The sequence below is a fragment of the Nocardia abscessus NBRC 100374 genome (assembly GCF_000308455.1).
Lineage (GTDB): Bacteria > Actinomycetota > Actinomycetes > Mycobacteriales > Mycobacteriaceae > Nocardia > Nocardia abscessus.
Map to the genome: position 1 here is coordinate 1 of NZ_BAFP01000142.1, position 19,032 is coordinate 19,032.

The 19,032-nt window shown below is 68.0% G+C and carries 16 protein-coding genes; 8 read left to right on the forward strand and 8 right to left on the reverse strand.

Annotated elements, in window-relative coordinates:
• On the forward strand, positions 1 to 664 hold a 664-nt coding region (locus ON19_RS29175), incomplete at its 5' end, for a S1 family peptidase (protein WP_043699847.1).
• A gap of 139 nt (positions 665 to 803) precedes the next feature.
• Complete coding sequence (locus ON19_RS29180; protein ID WP_043699971.1) at positions 804 to 1,691, forward strand: NRDE family protein; 888 nt, start codon at positions 804 to 806, stop codon at positions 1,689 to 1,691.
• A 64-nt stretch (positions 1,692 to 1,755) separates the two neighbouring features.
• Here ON19_RS29180 and ON19_RS29185 read toward each other — a convergent pair whose 3' ends face one another.
• The gene (locus ON19_RS29185; RefSeq protein WP_043699849.1) at positions 1,756 to 2,460 is read right to left on the reverse strand and encodes a DUF8020 domain-containing protein; all 705 of its coding nucleotides are present in this window, start codon (positions 2,458 to 2,460) and stop codon (positions 1,756 to 1,758) included.
• A gap of 461 nt (positions 2,461 to 2,921) precedes the next feature.
• Between ON19_RS29185 and ON19_RS29190 the strand changes: the two genes are divergently transcribed.
• Both ON19_RS29190 and ON19_RS43380 read left to right on the forward strand, forming a co-directional pair.
• Positions 2,922 to 6,062 (forward strand): (Fe-S)-binding protein, encoded by a 3,141-nt coding sequence (locus ON19_RS29190; protein ID WP_043699850.1) that lies wholly within the window; start codon positions 2,922 to 2,924, stop codon positions 6,060 to 6,062.
• A 61-nt stretch (positions 6,063 to 6,123) separates the two neighbouring features.
• On the forward strand, positions 6,124 to 6,348 hold the full coding sequence (locus ON19_RS43380; protein WP_051169408.1) for a hypothetical protein: 225 nt from the start codon (positions 6,124 to 6,126) through the stop codon (positions 6,346 to 6,348).
• A 32-nt stretch (positions 6,349 to 6,380) separates the two neighbouring features.
• Here the strand turns inward: ON19_RS43380 and ON19_RS29200 are convergent, their stop codons facing one another.
• The 3 genes from ON19_RS29200 to ON19_RS29210 all read right to left on the reverse strand — a co-directional run bounded on the left by ON19_RS29200 (position 6,381) and on the right by ON19_RS29210 (position 9,411).
• Entirely contained in the window at positions 6,381 to 7,526 is a 1,146-nt protein-coding gene (locus tag ON19_RS29200) for an acyl-CoA dehydrogenase family protein (protein WP_043699853.1), read from the reverse strand.
• Positions 7,526 to 8,755: an acyl-CoA dehydrogenase family protein gene (locus ON19_RS29205; protein WP_043699855.1), complete on the reverse strand. Its 1,230-nt coding sequence runs from the start codon at positions 8,753 to 8,755 to the stop codon at positions 7,526 to 7,528. Before ON19_RS29205 ends, ON19_RS29200 begins: the two co-directional genes overlap by 1 nt.
• Before the next feature lie 119 nt (positions 8,756 to 8,874).
• Positions 8,875 to 9,411: a YdcF family protein gene (locus ON19_RS29210; RefSeq protein ID WP_043699977.1), complete on the reverse strand. Its 537-nt coding sequence runs from the start codon at positions 9,409 to 9,411 to the stop codon at positions 8,875 to 8,877.
• Between the two features lie 144 nt (positions 9,412 to 9,555).
• Here ON19_RS29210 and ON19_RS29215 point away from each other — a divergent pair, with 144 nt between their 5' ends.
• Positions 9,556 to 10,878 carry a UDP-glucose dehydrogenase family protein gene (locus tag ON19_RS29215; protein WP_043699857.1) on the forward strand — a complete coding sequence of 441 codons (1,323 nt, stop codon included), beginning with the start codon at positions 9,556 to 9,558 and terminating at the stop codon, positions 10,876 to 10,878.
• A gap of 152 nt (positions 10,879 to 11,030) precedes the next feature.
• The gene (locus tag ON19_RS29220) at positions 11,031 to 12,335 is read left to right on the forward strand and encodes a DUF7159 family protein (RefSeq protein WP_063709506.1); all 1,305 of its coding nucleotides are present in this window, start codon (positions 11,031 to 11,033) and stop codon (positions 12,333 to 12,335) included.
• A gap of 44 nt (positions 12,336 to 12,379) precedes the next feature.
• On the opposite strand, the gene ON19_RS29225 is transcribed toward ON19_RS29220, so the two are convergent.
• From ON19_RS29225 to ON19_RS29235, 3 genes are all read right to left on the reverse strand, one after another.
• Positions 12,380 to 13,657 carry a YibE/F family protein gene (locus ON19_RS29225; protein ID WP_043699862.1) on the reverse strand — a complete coding sequence of 426 codons (1,278 nt, stop codon included), beginning with the start codon at positions 13,655 to 13,657 and terminating at the stop codon, positions 12,380 to 12,382.
• Between the two features lie 395 nt (positions 13,658 to 14,052).
• Positions 14,053 to 15,306: a pyridoxal phosphate-dependent aminotransferase gene (locus ON19_RS29230; protein ID WP_043699980.1), complete on the reverse strand. Its 1,254-nt coding sequence runs from the start codon at positions 15,304 to 15,306 to the stop codon at positions 14,053 to 14,055.
• Between the two features lie 100 nt (positions 15,307 to 15,406).
• On the reverse strand, positions 15,407 to 16,747 hold the full coding sequence (locus ON19_RS29235; RefSeq protein ID WP_083899696.1) for a helix-turn-helix domain-containing protein: 1,341 nt from the start codon (positions 16,745 to 16,747) through the stop codon (positions 15,407 to 15,409).
• A 230-nt stretch (positions 16,748 to 16,977) separates the two neighbouring features.
• Between ON19_RS29235 and ON19_RS29240 the strand changes: the two genes are divergently transcribed.
• Positions 16,978 to 17,427, forward strand: a complete 450-nt coding sequence (locus ON19_RS29240; RefSeq protein ID WP_043699868.1) for a hypothetical protein — start codon at positions 16,978 to 16,980, stop codon at positions 17,425 to 17,427.
• 80 nt (positions 17,428 to 17,507) lie between these two features.
• On the opposite strand, the gene dcd is transcribed toward ON19_RS29240, so the two are convergent.
• Positions 17,508 to 18,107, reverse strand: coding sequence for a dCTP deaminase (gene dcd, locus ON19_RS29245; RefSeq protein WP_043699871.1), 600 nt, complete (start codon positions 18,105 to 18,107; stop codon positions 17,508 to 17,510).
• 112 nt (positions 18,108 to 18,219) lie between these two features.
• Here dcd and ON19_RS29250 point away from each other — a divergent pair, with 112 nt between their 5' ends.
• On the forward strand, positions 18,220 to 18,993 hold the full coding sequence (locus ON19_RS29250) for an SDR family NAD(P)-dependent oxidoreductase (protein ID WP_043699874.1): 774 nt from the start codon (positions 18,220 to 18,222) through the stop codon (positions 18,991 to 18,993).
• Positions 18,994 to 19,032 lie beyond the last annotated feature (39 nt).

Consider the following 19,032-nt stretch of genomic DNA (forward strand, 5'->3'; position numbering starts at 1 on the left):
CGGCGACGGCTACGCCTCGGTCGCCGGGCGCAGCTCGCTGCGTTGCTCGCTCGGCTTCAACGGCACCGACCGCAACGGCAACACGGTGAACATCACCGCGGGCCACTGCAACCCCGACATCCCGTCCGCGGGCAGCGGCAACGCCGCCGGTGTCTACGAGATGAACGGCGAGCGCCTCGGCGCGCAGCTCGGCGTCTTCCAGAAGTCGGTGCTCGGCGAGCAGGACTACTCGATCATCCGGGTCAGCGACCAGGCCAAGGACCGCTTCGCCAACAACGGCGTCCGGGCGCCCGGCGCGGCTCCGATCGCGGTCGACGGCGTGGCGACCCCGGTCGTCGGCGCTCCGGTGTGCAAGTCCGGTGCGCGCACCGGCTTCAGCTGCGGCGTGGTCAACGCCGTCGACCAGACCGTGCAGGTCGGCGACCGGGAACTCACCCAGAGCTTCTCGGCCAACATCTGCGCGCTGCCCGGCGACAGCGGCGGCCCGATCGTCACCGGCCGCCTGGCGCTCGGCATCTCCAGCGCGTCGTCGGTGGCGGACTACCCGATCTGCGAGATCCCGAATCTGATCGGCGCTCTGACGGGTAACGTGCCGCAGCTGTTCGCGCAGCCGGTGCACGTGGTGCTCTCCGACAACCCGGGGCTGCGCGTACGCACCAACTGACAGCAGGAACGCGACAAGGCCGACAGCCGTTGAGCTGTCGGCCTTTTCGCCGTCTCAGGGGCTTTCCACTGCCCTTACGCGGCCCCCTGCGCGGGAAAGGCCGTATGCGGGGCGGTACCGGTCGGGCATGCTGGTCGGCATGTGTTTGGTGTTGATCGGCTGGCGCGCACACCCGGAGTACCGGTTGATCGTGGCGGCCAACCGGGACGAGTTCTATACCCGGCCGACCGAGTCCATGCGCTGGTGGCCGGAAGCGCCCGGTCTGCTGGCCGGACGCGATACCGGTGCCGTCGGCCGTGCCGCGGGCGAGCCTCCCGGCACCTGGCTGGGGCTGAGCACCCACCCGCACGGCGACAATCGCTTCGCCGCGGTCACGAATGTGCGCGATCCCGCCGATCAACGCCTCGACGCTCGTTCCAGGGGCGCGCTACTGATGGACTTCCTGCGCGGAGCCTCCGACCGCGGTCCGGCAGGCGAGTTCCCCGGGCCGGAGAAGTACGTCCTCGACGTCGCCACCGCGCCCGACGACTACAACGGCTACAACCTGGTGGTCTCCGACCTGCGCACGCTGTGGTGGCATTCCAATCGCAGTGCCGCCGAACCACGCGAGTTGTCTCCGGGCTTCCACGGGCTCTCCAACGGCACGTTCGTCACGTCCGGACCTCCTACCCTGGCGGGAGCGAATTTGGCCGCGCCACAGCCCATCTGGCCCAAAGTACGGGCCGGGGTGACGCAACTGCGCGAGGTTGTGCGGACCGAGCCCGGTGCGGTGGACCGCTACTTCGAGGTGCTGGCCGACCGCACCGAAGCCCCCGACGAGCTGTTGCCGCGGACCGGGGTTCCGGACGACATGGAGCGGGCGCTCTCGGCGAGGTTCATCGCGCACACCGTGCACGGCACCAGAGCGAGCACGGTGCTGGTCGTCCGCGAGGACGGGGCGTTCGAGATGGTCGAGCGCTCGTTCGGCAGGCTGGGCGAGGAGCTGGGTGAGGTCGTCGTGCGCGGCCTGCTCGATCTCGCCGGGTAAACGAACGGCGGCCCGCCCTCCGAGGAGAGCGGGCCGCCGATGATCCGACGAGCAGGTCGAAGACTTACTTCGGCTTGTCCGCCCACTTCGTGGTGCCTTCCGGCGCCTGCAGCGTGTTGATCAGGTCGATGCCCGCGACGGCCAGCATCGGGCCACCGACGGCCACCGTGCCGAGGATGCCGCCGATACCCGCGCCCGCGATCGCGGCCGGGATGCAGCCGACACCGAGGAACGGCAGGCCGAGGATGCAGCCGATCACGGCGCCGCCGATGACGCCGATGGCGGTGCCGACGAAGCCGCCGACGGCGGTCGCGATGCCGAACTGGCTGGCGAACTCGTTCTGCGCGCGCTGGTTCTCGATCGGCGAGGCGATCGGCTGCGCGACGACGTTGACCGCGTTGGCCGGCTTGTCCCTGGGGACCTCGACACTCTGGTCAGGCGTGAGTTCGAGGACCGTGGCGTCTTCCTTCACGACCGGCTTCACCGGGACGACGGTCCCGGCGACCTTGAAGGCGATCGGCAGCGTGAGGACCGCGTTGCCCTGCGAGTCCTTGATCCGGTAGACGTCGTCTTCCTTGACGTCCTCGGAGGACTTCGCCAGTTCGAACGTGCCCCCCTTGAGCGTCGTCACGACGGTCTTCTCCACCAGCTTCACCGAGTACCGGATGGGGTCGGCGGCCGGCTCGGCATCGGCATGGGCTGTACCGAGTCCGATGGTCATCGCACCGATGACCATCGCGGCCGCCGCGGTGGTTCTACGGAATTTCATTCAGTTTCCAATCCATCATCAGGTCGTACGTTGCCGCTGGTCCTCAGCACGCGAGAGCTCTATCCAGCAAATCCGGGTGGTCGACTCCGGATCCTCCCCGAGCAGTGTGAAGACGGTCGCAGCTAACAGAACGTCGTGAGCCTAATAGAAGGCCGCGTTTTAAGCGAGATCCCTTATCAGCCATGGGGACTAAGCCAATCCTTACCGACTGGACGGAATGCTTGGACGTTTACGGTGGTGATCGGCCACCCACCAGCGGGATCGGAAGAATTTACTGTGAGATTGATCACAGCTAAATAGGGGGTCAAGCCCCAGCATATGGGGCTATAGCCCAAAAGCCGATCGTACGATGGACATGGTTGTTACTGGCGGGTAACTTACCTCCAGTTAGGATACGAGCGAACCGAGGCGGTAGCCGAACGCAGCCGCACCCGGGGTGCCTCTAAAAGAAAGGTCGCGACATGAATGCCCTGACAGTGACGCTGGGCACGATTGGGGCGGCGCTCAGCCTTCTGTGTTGGGCGTCGTTCATCGGCGGCGTCCGCAATATCGCGCGCGCCATCATGATCGGACAGCCGGCGCCGGACCGTTGGCGGCCCTTCTTCCCGCGCTTCAAGCAGATGATCGTGGAATTTCTCGCGCACACGCGCATGAACAAGTTCCGCACCGTCGGCTGGGCGCACTGGCTGGTGATGATCGGCTTCATCGGCGGCGCCATGCTGTGGTTCGAGGCGTACGGGCAGACGTTCGACCCGGCGTTCCACTGGCCGATCATCGGCAACCTGGCGATCTACCACCTGTGGGACGAGATCCTCGGCATCGGCACCGTGGTCGGCATCCTCGCGCTGATCGTGCTGCGCCAGCTCAACCACCCGCGGTTGCCGGAGCGCCTTTCCCGGTTCAGCGGTTCCAAGTTCGGCCCGGCCTACGTCATCGAGGCGATCGTGCTGCTCGAGGGTCTGGGCATGATCTTCGTGAAGGCGGGCAAGATCGCCGCCTACGGTCACTCCGACCCGGCCACCGACTTCTTCACCATGCAGGTGGCGAAGCTGCTGCCCGCGAACACCACCATGGTGGCGCTGTTCGCCTTCGTGAAGCTGATGTCCGGCATGGCGTTCTTGTACTTCGTCGGCCGCAACGTCACCTGGGGCGTGGCCTGGCACCGCTTCTCGGCGTTCCCGAACATCTACTTCAAGCGGGAGGAAGACGGCGGCGTCGCGCTGGGCCCGGCCAAGCCGATGATGTCGAAGGGCAAGCCGGTCGACATGGAGACCGCCGACCCGGACACCGACACCTTCGGTGCAGGCCGGATCGAGGACTTCTCCTGGAAGGGCTGGCTGGACTTCACCACCTGCACCGAGTGCGGACGCTGCCAGTCGCAGTGCCCCGCCTGGAACACCGGCAAGCCGCTGTCGCCGAAGCTGCTGATCATGTCGCTGCGCGACCACGGCTACGCCAAGGCCCCCTACCTGCTGGCCGGCGGCCGCAAGGATATGGGCGGCGACGAGATCGGCCTGGTCGACGGCGAGGGCAAGCCGGACGAGGCCGAGCTGGCCAAGATCTCCGAAGCCGCCAAAGCCGAGGCGGAGCGCCCGCTGGTGGGTGGCGCGGAGGTCAACGGCATCATCGATCCCGAGGTGCTGTGGAGCTGCACCACCTGTGGCGCGTGCGTCGAGCAGTGCCCGGTGGACATCGAGCACGTCGACCACATCATCGACATGCGCCGCTACCAGGTGCTGATCGAGTCGGAGTTCCCCTCCGAGCTCGCGGGCCTGTTCAAGAACCTGGAGAACAAGGGCAACCCCTGGGGCCAGAACGCCAAGGACCGCCTCAACTGGATCAACGAGCTCGATTTCCAGGTCCCGGTCTTCGGTCAGGATGCCGACAGCTTCGACGGCTACGAGTACCTGTTCTGGGTCGGCTGCGCGGGCGCCTACGAGGATCGCGCCAAGAAGACCACCAAGGCGGTTGCCGAGCTGCTGGCCACCGCGGGGGTGAAGTTCATGGTGCTCGGCGCGGAGGAGACCTGCACCGGTGACTCCGCTCGCCGCGCGGGCAACGAGTTCCTGTTCCAGCAGCTGGCGCAGCAGAACATCGAGCTGCTGAACTCGGTGTTCGAAGGCGTCGAGGATCGCAAGAAGAAGATCGTCGTCACCTGTGCGCACTGCTTCAACGCGTTGAACAACGAGTACCCGCAGGTCGGCGGCAGCTACGAGGTCGTGCACCACACCCAGCTGCTCAACCGCCTGGTGCGGCAGAAGCAGCTGATCCCGGTGGCCTCGGTGTCGCAGAACGTCACCTACCACGACCCCTGCTACCTGGGCAGGCACAACAAGATCTACAACGCGCCGCGTGAGCTGATGGCCGCGTCCGGCTCGAACCTGGTCGAGATGCCGCGTCACGGCGAGCGATCCATGTGCTGTGGCGCCGGTGGCGCGCGGATGTGGATGGAAGAGCAACTCGGCAAGCGCGTCAATATCGACCGGGTGGAAGAGGGATTGAGCACCCTCGCCGCGCCTTCTGGTCGCTCCGCAGGCTCCGCTCCTGGGAAGATCGCCACCGGCTGCCCGTTCTGCCGCGTGATGCTCACCGACGGCGTCACCGCGCGCCAGGAGAAGGGCGAGGGCGAAGGCGTCGAGGTGGTGGACGTCGCGCAGCTGATGCTGGACGCCATCGAACGCGTCGAGCCCGCGGTGCTGACCGAGAACCTGACCGTCATCCAGGAGCCGAAGGCGCCCGTGGCGGAACCCGAGCCGGAGCCCGAACCCGCCCCGGCCGCCGAGGCCCCCGCACCGGCCAAGGCCGCGCCGACCGGTGGCGGTCTGGCCATGAAAGGCCCGGCGAAAGCGCCCGGCGGCGGTCTGGCCATGAAGGGCGCCAGGGCGCCCGGCGGCGGCGGTCTCGGCATGAAGGGCGCCGCCAAGGCGCCCGGCGCGAAGGCTCCGGCCGCGGAACCGGCGGAGGCCGAGGCCACCTCGGCACCTGCCGCTCCGGTCAAGGGTCTCGCCATGAAGGGTCCGGCGAAGGCTCCCGGTGGTCTGGGGATGAAGGGCGCGGCGAAGGCGCCCGGCGCCAAGGCCGCCGCGGCCCCAGCCGCCGAATCCACGGCCGAGGCTCCGGCTGCCGAAGCTCCCGAGGCCAAGCCGGTCAAGGGTCTGGGCATGAAGGGTGGCGCGAAAGCGCCCGGTGGTGGTCTCGCCATGAAGGGCGCGGCCAAGGCGCCCGGCGCCAAGGCTCCGGCAGCGTCCACGGCCCCGGCCGCCGAAGCAGCACCCGCCGCCGAGACGGCTGCGCAACCGGCTGACGCCCAGCCGACCGAGACGAAGCCGACCGTGCCCGCCAAGGGACTGGCCATGAAGTCCGGCTTCAAGCGGCCCGGCCCCAAGGCCCCCGGCAAAGCGGCCCCGGCCCCCGCCGAACCGGCCTCGGACAAGGCTCCCGCTGCGGAAACGCCCGCGGCGTCGGCCGAACCCGCCGCCGAGCCCGACCAGGTCACCAACGGCGCGAACGGTAACGGCGCGGCCGAAGTCGCACCCCCGGCCGCCAAGCCCGGCGGTCTCGGATTCAAGTCCGGTGCGAAGGCGCCGGGCCGGAAGAACTGAATACGAAGCAAGAACTAAGAGCCCGGGTCCTTCAGGACCCGGGCTCTTTCATCGATCGGACATGATCGCCGCCCTCACCGCCCAACGCGATGTCGGCGGGATCGCCGCCCCCGCCGATATCGGCGCACTCGCCCCGACGCTGATCGGGACCGCGCATCTGCTGTTCGCCGACCGGGAGGCAGGCCCGCCCAGGCGCGAAGCGGTCGGCGTAGTCGCCGCGCCGCTCGCAGCAACGGAGGGCAGCGCGGTGGTCGCGTCCTGCGCCGCTACGAGCCGCCCCGGCTGATTCACCTGGGCCGAGTCAGCGGGCGGGCTTCACTACCTGGTCAGCGCCGCGTACCGCGCGAGATGCTCGTCGGGGGAGCCGAATTCGTGCTCGACCACGGTGAGCCGCTTGAAGTAGTGGCCGATGGCCAGCTCCTCGGTCATGCCCATCGCGCCGTGCAGTTGCACGGCGTTCTGCCCGATGAACCGCGCCGCCCTGGCGACGGTGACCTTCGCCGCCGAGACCGCGCGGGCCCGCTCCTCGGCTGGGGCGCCCAGCGAATGGACGGCCAGATGCACCGCCGCGATGGCCTGTTCGAGTTCGATGTACATGTCGACCATGCGGTGCTGCAGTACCTGGAAACTACCGATCGGCTGACCGAACTGCCGGCGCTGCTTGGCGTAGTCGATGGTGTCGGCGAGCACTTTCCGCATGCAGCCGACCGCCTCGGCGCAGATCGCCGCGGTCGCCTCCGCGATGGTCGGCTCGATGACGGTCCAGCCGTCCGACTCCGCGCCGAGCAGCGCGTCGGCGGGCAGGCGCAGGCCGGTGAACACGAGATCGGATGCGGTCCGGTCGTCGATGGTGCGGTAGGAATGCACTTCCACTCCGGGCGGGGGATCGCCCGCGTCGAATTCGAGCTGGAACAGCGAGATGCCCGCCCTGTCCCGTCGTTCACCGGACGTCCGCGCGGTGATCAGCAGGTGGGTGGCCAGCGGGGCGCCGGTCACGACGGTCTTCGCGCCGTCGAGCACCCAGGCGTCGCCGTCCCGGCGGGCGGTGGTCGTCACGTCGTGCAGCGCGTGCCCGGAGGTCGGCTCCAGCGCGGCGAACGCGATGCGCGCGTCGCCGGATACGATCCGCCGCAGCACGGCGTCGGCCTGTGCACCACCGGAACGCTCGAGCAGTCCGGCGCCGATCACGACCGTGTCGACGAACGGCTCGACCACCAGCGCCCGGCCGAGTTCCTCGGCGATCACCATGAGCTCGACCGGGCCGCCGCCGGTGCCGTCCACCCGCTCGGGCAGGGTCGCGCCGAGAATGCCCAGCTCGTCGGCGAAGCCGCGCCAGACGGCGGGCTGCCAGCCGGTCTCCGATTTCGCCGCGGCGCGGCTCTTCTCCAGGTCGTAGCGGGCGCCGAGGTATCCGGCGATCGCGGAGCGGAGCATTTCCTGCTCGTCGGTAAGCGTGAAGTCCATCAGAGCCCCAATGCTGCTTTGGCGAGGATGTTTCGCTGAATCTCGTTGCTGCCCGCGTAGATCGAGCCCGCTCGGTCGTTGAAGTACCGCAGCGGAGCGACGGCCTGCCAGTCCGCGCCACTGTGATAACCGTCGGCAGGCGGCGCGAACTGGGCGATCGGCCCGCCCGGCATCGTGGCGTGCGGCTGGTACACGCGACCGCTCGGACCCGCGGCCTCCAGCGCCAGTTCGGTGAGCTTCTGGCTGAGTTCGGTGGCGAGGATCTTGAGCATGGACGACGCCGGTCCGGCGTTCTTGCCCTGCGCCATCGCGGAAATCGTGCGGAATTCGAGAATTTCCAGCACCTCGGTGCGAATCCGCAGGTCCGCCAGCTTCGCCGCGAACGCGCGGTCGTCGAGCAGTGGATTGCCGTCCGGCCCCGGCTGCCGCGCCGCCGCGGTCGCGATGTCCTGGGCCATGACCTGCAGCCACGGCGCCGCCGCGCCGCCGCGCTCGTGCACCAGCAAATACTTCGCGACGGTCCACCCGTCATCGATCCGACCGAGCACGTTGGCCTTGGGCACCCGCACATTGTCGAAGAAGACCTGGTTCTGCACCTGCTCGCCCGAGGTCATCACCAGCGGCCGGATCTCGACGCCGGGGGAGGTCATGTCGATCAGCAGGAACGTGATGCCCTGCTGTTTCTTGCCGGTGCGTGAGGTGCGCACGAGACAGAAGATCCAATTCGCCTCGGTGGCGTGGGTGGTCCAGATCTTGCTGCCGGTGCACACGAAGTCCTCGCCGTCGTCGACGGCGGCCATGGTGAGCGCGGCCAGGTCCGATCCGGCCTCCGGCTCGGAGTAACCCTGGCAGAAGAAGACCTCGCCGGTGAGGATGCGCGGCAGATAGAACGCCTTCTGCTCTTGCGTGCCGAACGCGATGATCGCGGGCGCCACCATCTTGATGCCCATCGGCGACAGCGCGGGCGCGCCTGCCAGCGCCGATTCCCGCTGGAAGATGTAGTGCTTGGTCAGGCTCCAGTCGCATCCGCCGTGTTCCACCGGCCACGCGGGCGCCGCCCAGCCGCGCTCGTGCAGGATGTGCTGCCACTCCATGCTCGCCTCGTGGTCGGGATACACGCTCGTCGCCAAGCGCCCGGCTCGCCGCAATTCCGGCGTCCGCTTCGCGGCGAGGAACTCACGCACCTCGTCCCGGAACGCCAGATCCCCCGCTGACCAGTCGTATTCCATCTGCCCTCCCAGAGGGTGTGCACCGTTGCTTCGATGGCGAACATCCCGCCACCACGAGACAGAATGTACGGCCGCTTCTCTCAGCGAGTCAAACTGACGTCACGCGCCCGCAGATCCGCTCAGCAGTCCTCGAAGAAGGCTTTCGCGTAGCCCACGGATTGGTAGGCGTAGTCGTATGCCCAGCGGGGGATGGACAGGTTGGGTTCGGGGTCGGTGAAGAGGAGCTCTCCGTCCCAGCACTTGCTCAGGATGTAGCGGGCTCGGGAGATATGGGGAGTGAAGGTGACGACGATGACTCGGCGCCAATTGTGGGTGCGGGCGAGGCGGGCGAGTTCGCGGCCCTCACCTCGGGTGGTGCGCGGCGACGGGTCGAAGCACAGGACCTCGAAGCTGTAGCCGCCGTGACAGATGCGGTTCAGCATGGGGCTGTTCTCATAGGGGTTGGAGAACACCACGCGAGGCGCATACCCCTCGTGGGCCAGCCGCAGACCCAGTTGTTCGCGTCCGTCGTGCGCCCCGCCCAGGACGAGAACGGCATCCGCTCGCGCGGGCGGCTCGGTTCGCGGACGCACATAGACCGGCCACAGCGCGATCGTGGCGACGACGACCGTCAGACCGGCGCCGAGCGCGCTCAGAGCCCACCGATGACGTCGCACCACGCCGATGCTAGCCGGGCGTCACGAACATTCCGCCAGGTCAGCACGCCCGCTCCGGCTATGTCGCCGCATGTACATCTGCTGTTGCCCGGACCCTTGCCTCGCTGACGTGGCGCGGCCATCGGCGGGGCTTACCAATCGATCATGCGATGCACAGTCTTCGGAACCGGGTATCTCGGGGCCACGCACGCGGCGTGCATGGCCGAACTCGGGCACGACGTCATCGGGGTGGACGTGGACCCGGGCAAGGTCGCGAAGCTGTCCGACGGAGTGGTGCCGTTCTACGAACCGGGCCTCGAGGATGTGCTGCGTCGCAACCTCGACGCGGGTCGGTTGCGGTTCACCACTTCCTACGCCGAGGCGGCCGCGCACGCGGACGTGCATTTCCTCGGTGTGGGCACCCCGCAGAAGAAGGGCGAGTACGCCGCCGACCTGAAGTACGTGCACGCGGTGGTGGATACGCTCGCTCCGCTGCTGGAGCGTCCCTCGGTGATCATCGGCAAGTCGACGGTTCCGGTGGGCACGGCGGCCGCGCTCGGAACCCGCGCTCGCGCACTCAGTTCCACCGACGTCGAGGTGGCCTGGAATCCGGAGTTCCTCAGGGAAGGCTGGGCGGTCAAGGACACCTTGCGGCCGGACCGGCTGGTCCTCGGGGTCGACCGCGAGCGCGCGGCCGCCGGATGGGTCGAGGATCTGGTGCGCGAGATCTACGCCGATCTCATCGCCGCCGAGGTCCCGTTCCTGCTGACCGACCTGGCCACAGCGGAATTGGTGAAAGTCTCCGCCAATGCCTTTCTGGCGACCAAGATTTCGTTCATCAACGCGGTGTCGGAGGTCTGCGAGGCCACCGGCGCCGACGTGACCATGCTGGCCGACGCCCTCGGCTACGACGCGCGGATCGGCCGCCGGTTCCTCAACGCGGGCCTGGGTTTCGGCGGCGGATGTCTGCCCAAGGACATTCGCGCGTTCATGGCCCGCTCCGGCGAACTCGGCGCCGACCACGCCGTCGCCTTCCTGCGCGAGGTGGACAACATCAATATGCGCCGCCGGGCGAAGGTGGTGGATATGGCCGCTCGCGCCTGCGGCGGCTCGCTGCTCGGGGCCAATGTCGCGGTGCTCGGCGCGGCGTTCAAACCGGAATCCGACGACGTCCGCGACTCCCCCGCGTTGAACGTGGCCGGCATGATCCAGCTGCACGGGGCAGTGGTGACCGTGTACGACCCCAAGGCACTGGAGAATTCGCGCCGGGTGTTCCCCACCCTGAACTACGCGACCTCGGTCGCCGAGGCGTGTGAGCGCGCCGACGTGGTGCTCGTCCTCACCGAGTGGGACGAATTCACCGCTCTGCGCCCTCGAGACCTGGACCGCGTGGTGCGCGCCCGCTCGATCATCGACGGCCGGAACTGTCTCAATCGTGCCACTTGGAGAGCAGCCGGATGGGTGTACGCGGGACTCGGTACACCGTAGAGTTGCGGAGCGAGGCGGGCTACTGCCAGACAGACGACCAGTCCCTGCCTTAAGCACAGCTGATCGCCGACGGTAGGGTCCGTCCAGCGGGTCTCCGCCGGCGGAGGGCGCAGGCTCGCATGTCGTGAAGTATGAAACGAGATGGGCAGCTGATGAGTTCGGTACTGGGAGTTTCGGTGGGGGCCGGCGCTGTCCGTATGGCGCGACCACACGCCGGTAACCCCCACGGGCATGTCTCCCCGCATTCCTTCGATCTGCAGACCATCCCGGTCCTCGACCAGAGTGTGGAAGAAGTGGCGGCCGAAGCCATCGGAGTCACCCTGGAAGCCACGCCGGGGATCGGCGCCACCGCGATCGCATACCGCAGCGAGCAGCATGCTCGCGCCATTCGCGCGGCCTTGGCCCGCCAACAGGTGACCAATTACGAACTCGTGCCCGAAGTCGCGGCCGCACTCGAGTTCGCGCAGGCCACGGGCGATATCCGGGGTATCTCGTCGCTGGTGGTCTATGACCTCGGCAGCTCGGGCCTGACGGTGAGCGTGGTCGACACGCAGACTCGTGAAGTGCGGCATAGCGAGCGCACCAGCGACATCAGCGGTGACTATCTCGACTCGTTGATTCGTGAGCAGCAGATCGCGTCGGGGCGGATCGCCCACCCGCCGAACGCCGCGGGCCTGGCCGCCCTGGACGCGTTGTGCCGGGAAGCCAAGGAACAGCTGACCACCAACACGGCGGTGGCGCTGCCCAGCGAGCAAGGGCTGGTCCTGCTGGCGCAGGAGAACTTCGAATCGCTCATCATGCTGGCGATCGAGTCGTCGGCGCGGATGGCGCGTGACGTGATCGTGCGCTCGGACCGCCCGGTGCACGGCGTACTGGCCATCGGCGGCTGCGCCCGGATCCCGTTGGTGGCCAAGGTGCTCGAACGCTGGATGGGCGTGCCGGTGGTGGTGCCGGACAGCCCGGAAACCGTGATGGCGCGCGGCGCCGCCCTGTTGGCCAGACCGGTCCGCAAGGAAGCTCCGGCCGCGAGCGCCGCGCTGGACGACGATCTGTCGCCCGCTTGGTTGTCGGCGCCGGCGCAACGCGGCAAACGCGAGATCAGCGGCGCCGTGCTGACGGTCAGCGCGCTGGCCGTGGTCGCCGCGATCGGACTCGGCCTCGGCTACGGACCGCAGGTGCTGGAACGAGATTCGCACACCAGTGAGGGCTCGCCGTCGTTATCTCCGACCACCACGCCGCGTACGACCAGTCTGGATCCGCAGATCGCGGTCGCACCCGGCACGACGGAGTCGCCCGCACACGAATCGGTCGCCGCGCCGCCGCCGAACCGGCGGCAGACCACCAGCGAGACGCCGCCGCCACCCGGCCCGAACACCATTGTGGTGCCCGGCCTCCCGCCGATCGTGGTTCCCACGATCCCGCCGGAGGTCTTCCCCTTCCCCCCGCCGCCACGCTGAAGCTCGAGATGCCCGAGGGGGCGTCTCCCAGCTCATGACGGAATTCAGACCCTGGCGTGCCGGGCGCGGCGCGCAGGCGGCGGCGGACTCGATTCCTTCACCTTGAACGGGCGGGCCAGCATCACCGCGATGCCGGTGGTCAACGGCACCGAGAGCGCCAGCGCGATGCCGCCGACCGCCGAGCGCGTGATCTCGATGGCCACCGCGTCGCCGGTGAGCACGTCGCGGATGGACCGCCCCGCCACGCTGAACAGCAGCAACAGCGGCAGCGCCCCACCGGCGTAGGCGAGCACCAGGGTGTAGACGGTGCTGGCGATGTGGTCGCGCCCCACGCGCATGGCGGCGGCGAAGACTTCGCGCCGCGAGGCCGACTCGTCGAGGGCGGCCAGTTCGAACGCGGCCGATGCCTGGGTGATCGTGACGTCGTTGAGCACGCCGAGCGAACCGATGATGAACCCGGCCAGCAACAGGCCGGTGATGCTGACGTGCTGGATGTAGGTGGCGACGTTCGTGTTCTGTTCCTCGGAGAGCCCGGTGAGGCTCGTCATCTCGATCGTGAGCCAGGACAGCACGGCGGCGAGCAGCATCGAGGTCAGCGTGCCGAGCAACGCCGAACTGGTGCGCAGGTTCACCCCGTGCGCCAGGTACAGCACCGCGTACAGGATCAGGGAGCCCGCGACCAACGCGACCGGGATCGCGGGTTTGCCGTCCAGCAAGGCGGGCAGCAGGAACAGCACCAGGACCGCGAAGGCGAACACCAGGCCCAGCAGCGCGCGGACGCCCCGCCAGCGCGCCACCGCGATGATCACCACCACGAAGGCCACGACGATCAGCGTGAGCGGCAGCCCGCGCGAGTAGTCCTCGAACGAGTACATCGGCGTTCCGCTGGGATCGGTCTGGCGCACCAGCCGCAGCTCGTCACCCGCGCGCAGGTCTGGTTGTCCTGGGCCGGGGGCGATTTCCAGCAGGGTGCGGTTGCCCTTGTGCGGCCCGGACTCGATCGCGATCACGCTGCGCTGACAGGTGTAGGCATTGGAGCGCGGCGGTTCGGGCTTGTCGACGAACACTTTGCCCAGCGACGGACTGCCGCACGGCCCGATGTCCTGCAGAATGACGGTGCCCGCCTCGGTCTGCACCGCGCCGCCGCCCGCGTTCTGCATCGGCAGCGGGATATCGACGTGCTGCTTGCTCGGCCACAGCATGATCGCCGCGATGACGACGGCGACCCCGATCACGGTGAGTAGCCCGATGACCACGCGCGCCGCGGTCGCGCCGATCGCGATCGGTCCCGAGTGATCGTGGTGATGGTGGTGGTCGCTCACCGCGCTCCTACCTGTCAGATGTGTTTCCGCCCGGAGCGAGCCTAAAGGATTTCATTTTCAAGACCCGCGCGGCGGCTACCGAACACAGCAGCGAGTACACGGTCAGAGCGATCCGATCGCAAAAAAAACGGGATTTGGAGGGGGCGGCGGAGAGCAGGGGGATGTCTCCGCCGCCCACAGGGCAGGCGGCCCAGGGGGGTAGGCGGCCTAACCCAAGGCCGGATGTGCCCAGGGGGGGTAGGCAATCCGGCCGGGCACCTAAGTGCCGAGGACCACTGTACACAAAAGTACTTCTTTTGCGCTAGTTAGTCGCCAAACCCGACAGATATCCGTACGGCGAGTTTGTTTCCGGGCTGGAAGCGGGGCGATTATATGGCTTGCAGGTTACCTTCCCACTACTGGCGGTAGCTGGCGAGGAAGTTGCCGAAGCGTTCGATGGCGACCGCGAGATCCCGCGCCCAGGGCAAGGTGACGATCCGGAGATGGTCGTGATGCGGCCAGTTGAAGCCGGTGCCCTGCACCATCAAGATCTTCTCTTGCAGGAGTAGATCCAGGATCAGCTTCGAGTCGTCGTGGATCTCGTACACGTTCGGATCCAGCTTCGGGAACGCGTACAGCGCACCCTTCGGCTTCACACACGACACTCCGGGAATCATGTTCAACCGCTCCCAGGCGACGTCGCGCTGTTCGAGCAACCTGCCGCCGGGCAGGATCAGATCCTCGATGCTCTGATGACCGCCGAGGGCGACCTGAATCGCGTGCTGCGCGGGCACATTCGGACACAACCGCGACGAGGCGAGCAGGTCGATGCCCTCGAGGAAACCGGCCGCGTGTTCCTTGGGGCCGGTGATCGCCAGCCAGCCGGATCGGTAGCCCGCGACGCGGTAGGCCTTGGACAGTCCGTTGAAGGTCAGGCACAGCAGGTCGGGCGCCACGGTGGCCAGCGAGATGTGCTTGGCGTCGTCGTAGAGGATCTTGTCGTAGATCTCGTCGGCGAGCAGCAGCAGCTGATGTTTGCGCGCGAGGTCGGCGAGTTGTTGGAGCACTTCGGCCGAGTACACCGCGCCGGTGGGGTTGTTCGGGTTGATCACCAGCAGCGCTTTGGTCTTGTCGGTGATCTTCGATTCGATGTCGGCGATATCGGGCTGCCAGCCGTTGGCCTCGTCACACAGGTAGTGCACGGGAGTACCGCCCGCCAGGCTGGTCATGGCGGTCCACAGCGGGTAGTCCGGCGCCGGGATCAGCACCTCGTCGCCGTTGTCCAGCAGGGCCTGCATGGTGATCGTGATCAGCTCGGAGACGCCGTTGCCGAGGTAGACGCCGTCCACGTCGAGCTCGGGGAAGCCCGGAACGAGTTCGTAGCGGGTGACGATCGCGCGCCGCGCCGACAGGATGCCCTTGGACTCGGAGTAGCCCTGGGCGTACGGGAGCGCCGCGATGATGTCGCGCATGATCACGTCCGGCGCCTCGAACCCGAACGGCGCGGGATTGCCGATATTGAGCTTGAGAATGCGGTGGCCCTCGGCCTCCAGCCGTGCCGCGTGCGCGTGTACCGGTCCACGGATCTCGTAGACGACGTTCTGCAGCTTCGTGGATTGCTCCAGAACACGCGGGGGGTGGTGCGGATGATGAGGACTCACGCGTCCCATGGTGCCATCCGTCGCAACCGGATAATTCGCGTGTCCGAGCTCGCTACCGAGGTCCGTGCCCACTACGGCGGCTGCGGCGTCGCCGGATGTGACGCGTCACTCAACCAGCCGAGCCGCCCGGCGGGATGCTCTTGGCCGCGGTGGAGCCGCAGAACTCCTCGATCCGCTCGTCCAGTCGGCGGGCCTCGATCGCGTCGCGGAAGGCCGGGGCCGCGATCCGCCTGCGCACACCGGTCAGCCGCTCCTCCAGCTGCGCGATGCGCTTGTCCTCGTCGAGGCCGAGCACCGGTTGCAGCGCCTCGGCCGCGCCGTCCAGACTGCCGTTGATCAGGTGGGCGGCCGCGCAGTCGACCCTGGCCAGGGCTTCCGCGCCGTAGGAGCGCTGGGCGGACGGCCCGTTCGAGTACAGCTCGATGGCCCGCTGCGTGGCGGTGAGCGCGGGCTCGGCCTGACCGAGATGGATGTAGGTGGCGCCCGCGTAGTAGTTGGCTTTGGCGTCGTTGAACCCGAAGACGCCGCCCACCTCGTCGTGCAGTGCGTCGGTGGCGGCGATCTCGCGGGCGTCGTCGGCCGCCCGGACGCAGCGGTCGGTGTCGGCGGCGCTGCCCAGCGCCGACCAGATCCGCGCCTCGATATTGAGCAGTCGCACGTGCGCGGTCGCGGACTCGGCGAACTCCTGCCCGCTCTGGGCGAGCTGGACCGCCCGGCGCGGGCGCTGCGACCAGTACTCGATCAGCGCGTGCATGCCGCGCGTCCAGGCGCGAAGCCCGTTGTGCCCGCACAACTCCGCGTAGGCCCACGCCGCCCGGATCTGCTCGCCCGCCGCGTCGTAGTGGCCGAGATCGGTGCTGGCGTTGGCGAGCAGGCCCGAGAGCGTGCCCGCCAGGAGATACAGATGACCGGTATCGGCGGGCCGCTGATGACCTTCCAGCAGCCGGTACACCCGGCGGCGCACCCGCACCATCTCCACCATCATCGGAACCGGCGGAATGTGCACGTAGTCGTTCGCGATGCGGGTGACATCCGCGTCGAGCTGTTCCAGCGTGCTCGCACCGACATTGGTGCTCTCGGCCTTGCCGGCGTGCTCGCTGGCCTCGTGGGCAGCCGCCATGATCAGATCCCTCTCCGAAATCGCTGCTAACGCAACACCTCTCATCGCACCGGCGTCTATGAGAGCCAAAAGGTCCGCGTCGCTCGAATAATGAACGCGCTCCGGGGCGTCGGCGCGCGCATCGAATTCCGGCGGGACGGCTCGATCGACCACGGGCTGATCGATCAATGCCGCGAACCGTGCCCGCACCACATCATCGGACCTGGCCAGCGAGGTATCCAGAGCGGCTTGGTTGATCGGCCGTGGATGGACCCGGACGCCCCCGGCTTCCCACTTCGAGACCAAGCGTTCGTGCACGCCCAAATGGGCGGCGAATTCCCTGATGCTCATCCGCTTGGCATCGCGAAGGGCGCGGGCCTCTTTGCCTGACCAATGCCTGACCACGGTGCCATCCCTTCCGAACGAACCCCTTCCAGAGTACGAGCGGTTTGTGAGCACGGCCACAACTGAATTGCGTTTTCTATCAAAGGCAGCGGAAGGGCAGCGCAAGGCGGGTAGGCGGGCGATGCCGAATCCGGCGGCGGGCCGCAACCATTGAATCGGAAGGCAAGGAGTTCGCCGTGAATGTCGAAAAACTCAGAACCGTGGACGATTGGGTGGCGTTCTATCGGCACGAGTTCGGGTTGCCGGTCACCGAGCGTGGCGGTTTCGCCATGCTGCCGATCACCGGACGCGTCTGCGTCGTCCACCTGCCGACCGTGCGGGCCGAGAAGGTCCGCGCCGCATTGGAACAACAGGGAACGAGGGGTCCCATGTTGGCCAGGCAGATCCGATGGAGTTTCCTCGCCGAGCCCGACAGCCGACCGGGACCCCAGGTGCTCGAGGTGCTCAATCGGCTGGATATCGGCCTGCCCGCCATCGGCAGCGCCGTGATGTTGCCGACCGGTCTCGGCCGCTGGACCCGGGAAGGGTGCTTCTGGGTCAGCCCGCCGAACCGCGGTGACACGCTTCCACCGCTGTCCGTCATCCTCACTACGGCGCTCGCGGTGGGAGCGGGCGGCGGGGACTGATCACCTCCGCGATCAGTTCCCGCTGCCGTCCGCCGGGTCCGCCTCTGCCCCCACAGTCGACGAGGCGGACCCGGTTCAGCTCAGCGTGATTCGGCGGCGTCGACCGCCGCGGCCGGAACCGGGAAGTTGAGATAGGACCGCGACGGGGTCGGTCCGCGCTGGCCCTGGTACTTCGAGCCCGCCACGGCACTGCCGTACGGATGCTCGGCCGGGCTGGTCAGCCTCAGCAGGCACAACTGGCCGATCTTCATGCCGGGCCACAACGTGATCGGCAGATTCGCCACGTTGGACAGTTCCAGCGTGATGTGCCCGCTGAAACCGGGATCGATGAAACCCGCGGTCGAGTGGGTCAGCAGGCCCAGTCGGCCCAGGCTGGACTTGCCCTCCAACCGTCCGGCCAAGTCGTCCGGCAGCGTGCACACCTCGAGGGTGGAGCCGAGCACGAACTCGCCGGGGTGCAGCACGAACGGCTCGCCCTCGGTCGGCTCGACCAGGCTGGTGAGTTCGTCCTGCCGCTGCGCGGGATCGATGTGGGTATAGCGGGTGTTGTTGAACACCCGGAACATCCGGTCCAGGCGCACGTCGATGCTCGACGGCTGGATCAGGTTCTCCAGCAGCGGCTCGACGCCGAGACGCCCAGCGGCGATCTCCGCGCGGATGTCACGATCGGAAAGCAGCACGCGACGAGCGTAGCGCCTGCTCGGCGGGGCTCCTCAGGCGCACAGTGATAAATAGAGAGCAATATCCTCGCATTCATTCGGGCGGCGGCGCCCGCGATCGAAGGGACGCACCATGACCGAGGGCTCGCTGTTCGACCTGACCGGCCACGTCGCCGTCGTCACCGGAGGCAACTCCGGCATCGGTCTCGGGTTCGCCCGCGGGCTCGCTCGGGCCGGGGCCGATCTGTGCATCGTCGGCCGTAACGCCGAGCGCAACCAGGCCGCCGCCGCCGAATTGAGCGCGTTCGGCGGCCGAGTGCTAGCGCTGAGCTGCGACGTGGGCGAGGAACAGCAGGTGATCGACACCTTCGGCCGCGCGACCGCCGAACTCGGCCGCATCGACTCCTGCTTCGTGAACGCCGGTGTCAGTCAGGGTTTCATCCCGTTCGTGGAGACGGATCTCGCGGAATTCCGCCGGGTCACCTCGCTCAACCTCGACGCCGCGTTCGTGACGCTGCGCGAAGCGGCGAAGGTAATGCTCGCGCAGGGCGAGGGCGGCAGTCTGGTCGCCACCGCGAGCCTCGCCGCCCACCAGGGCGTTCCGCGCGGGCAGTCCTACGCGGCCAGCAAGGCGGGGCTGATCGCCATGGTCAACTCGATCGCGGTGGAGCTGGCCAAGCACGGCATCCGCGCGAACTCGGTGCTGCCCGGTTGGGTCGAGACGCCGATGACCGAGGGAGCCTTCGCCTGGGACCGTTTCCGCGAACGCGTCCACCCGAGGATCCCGGTTCGCCGCTGGGGCCAGCCGAGCGACTTCGAATCCCTCGCCGTCTACCTCGCCAGCCCCACCAGCGCCTACCACACCGGCGACACCCTTCTGATCGACGGCGGCTACAGCAAGTTCTGAGTTTCCGGCATTGCCGTGGCCGCGAGGGCGACCGGCGAT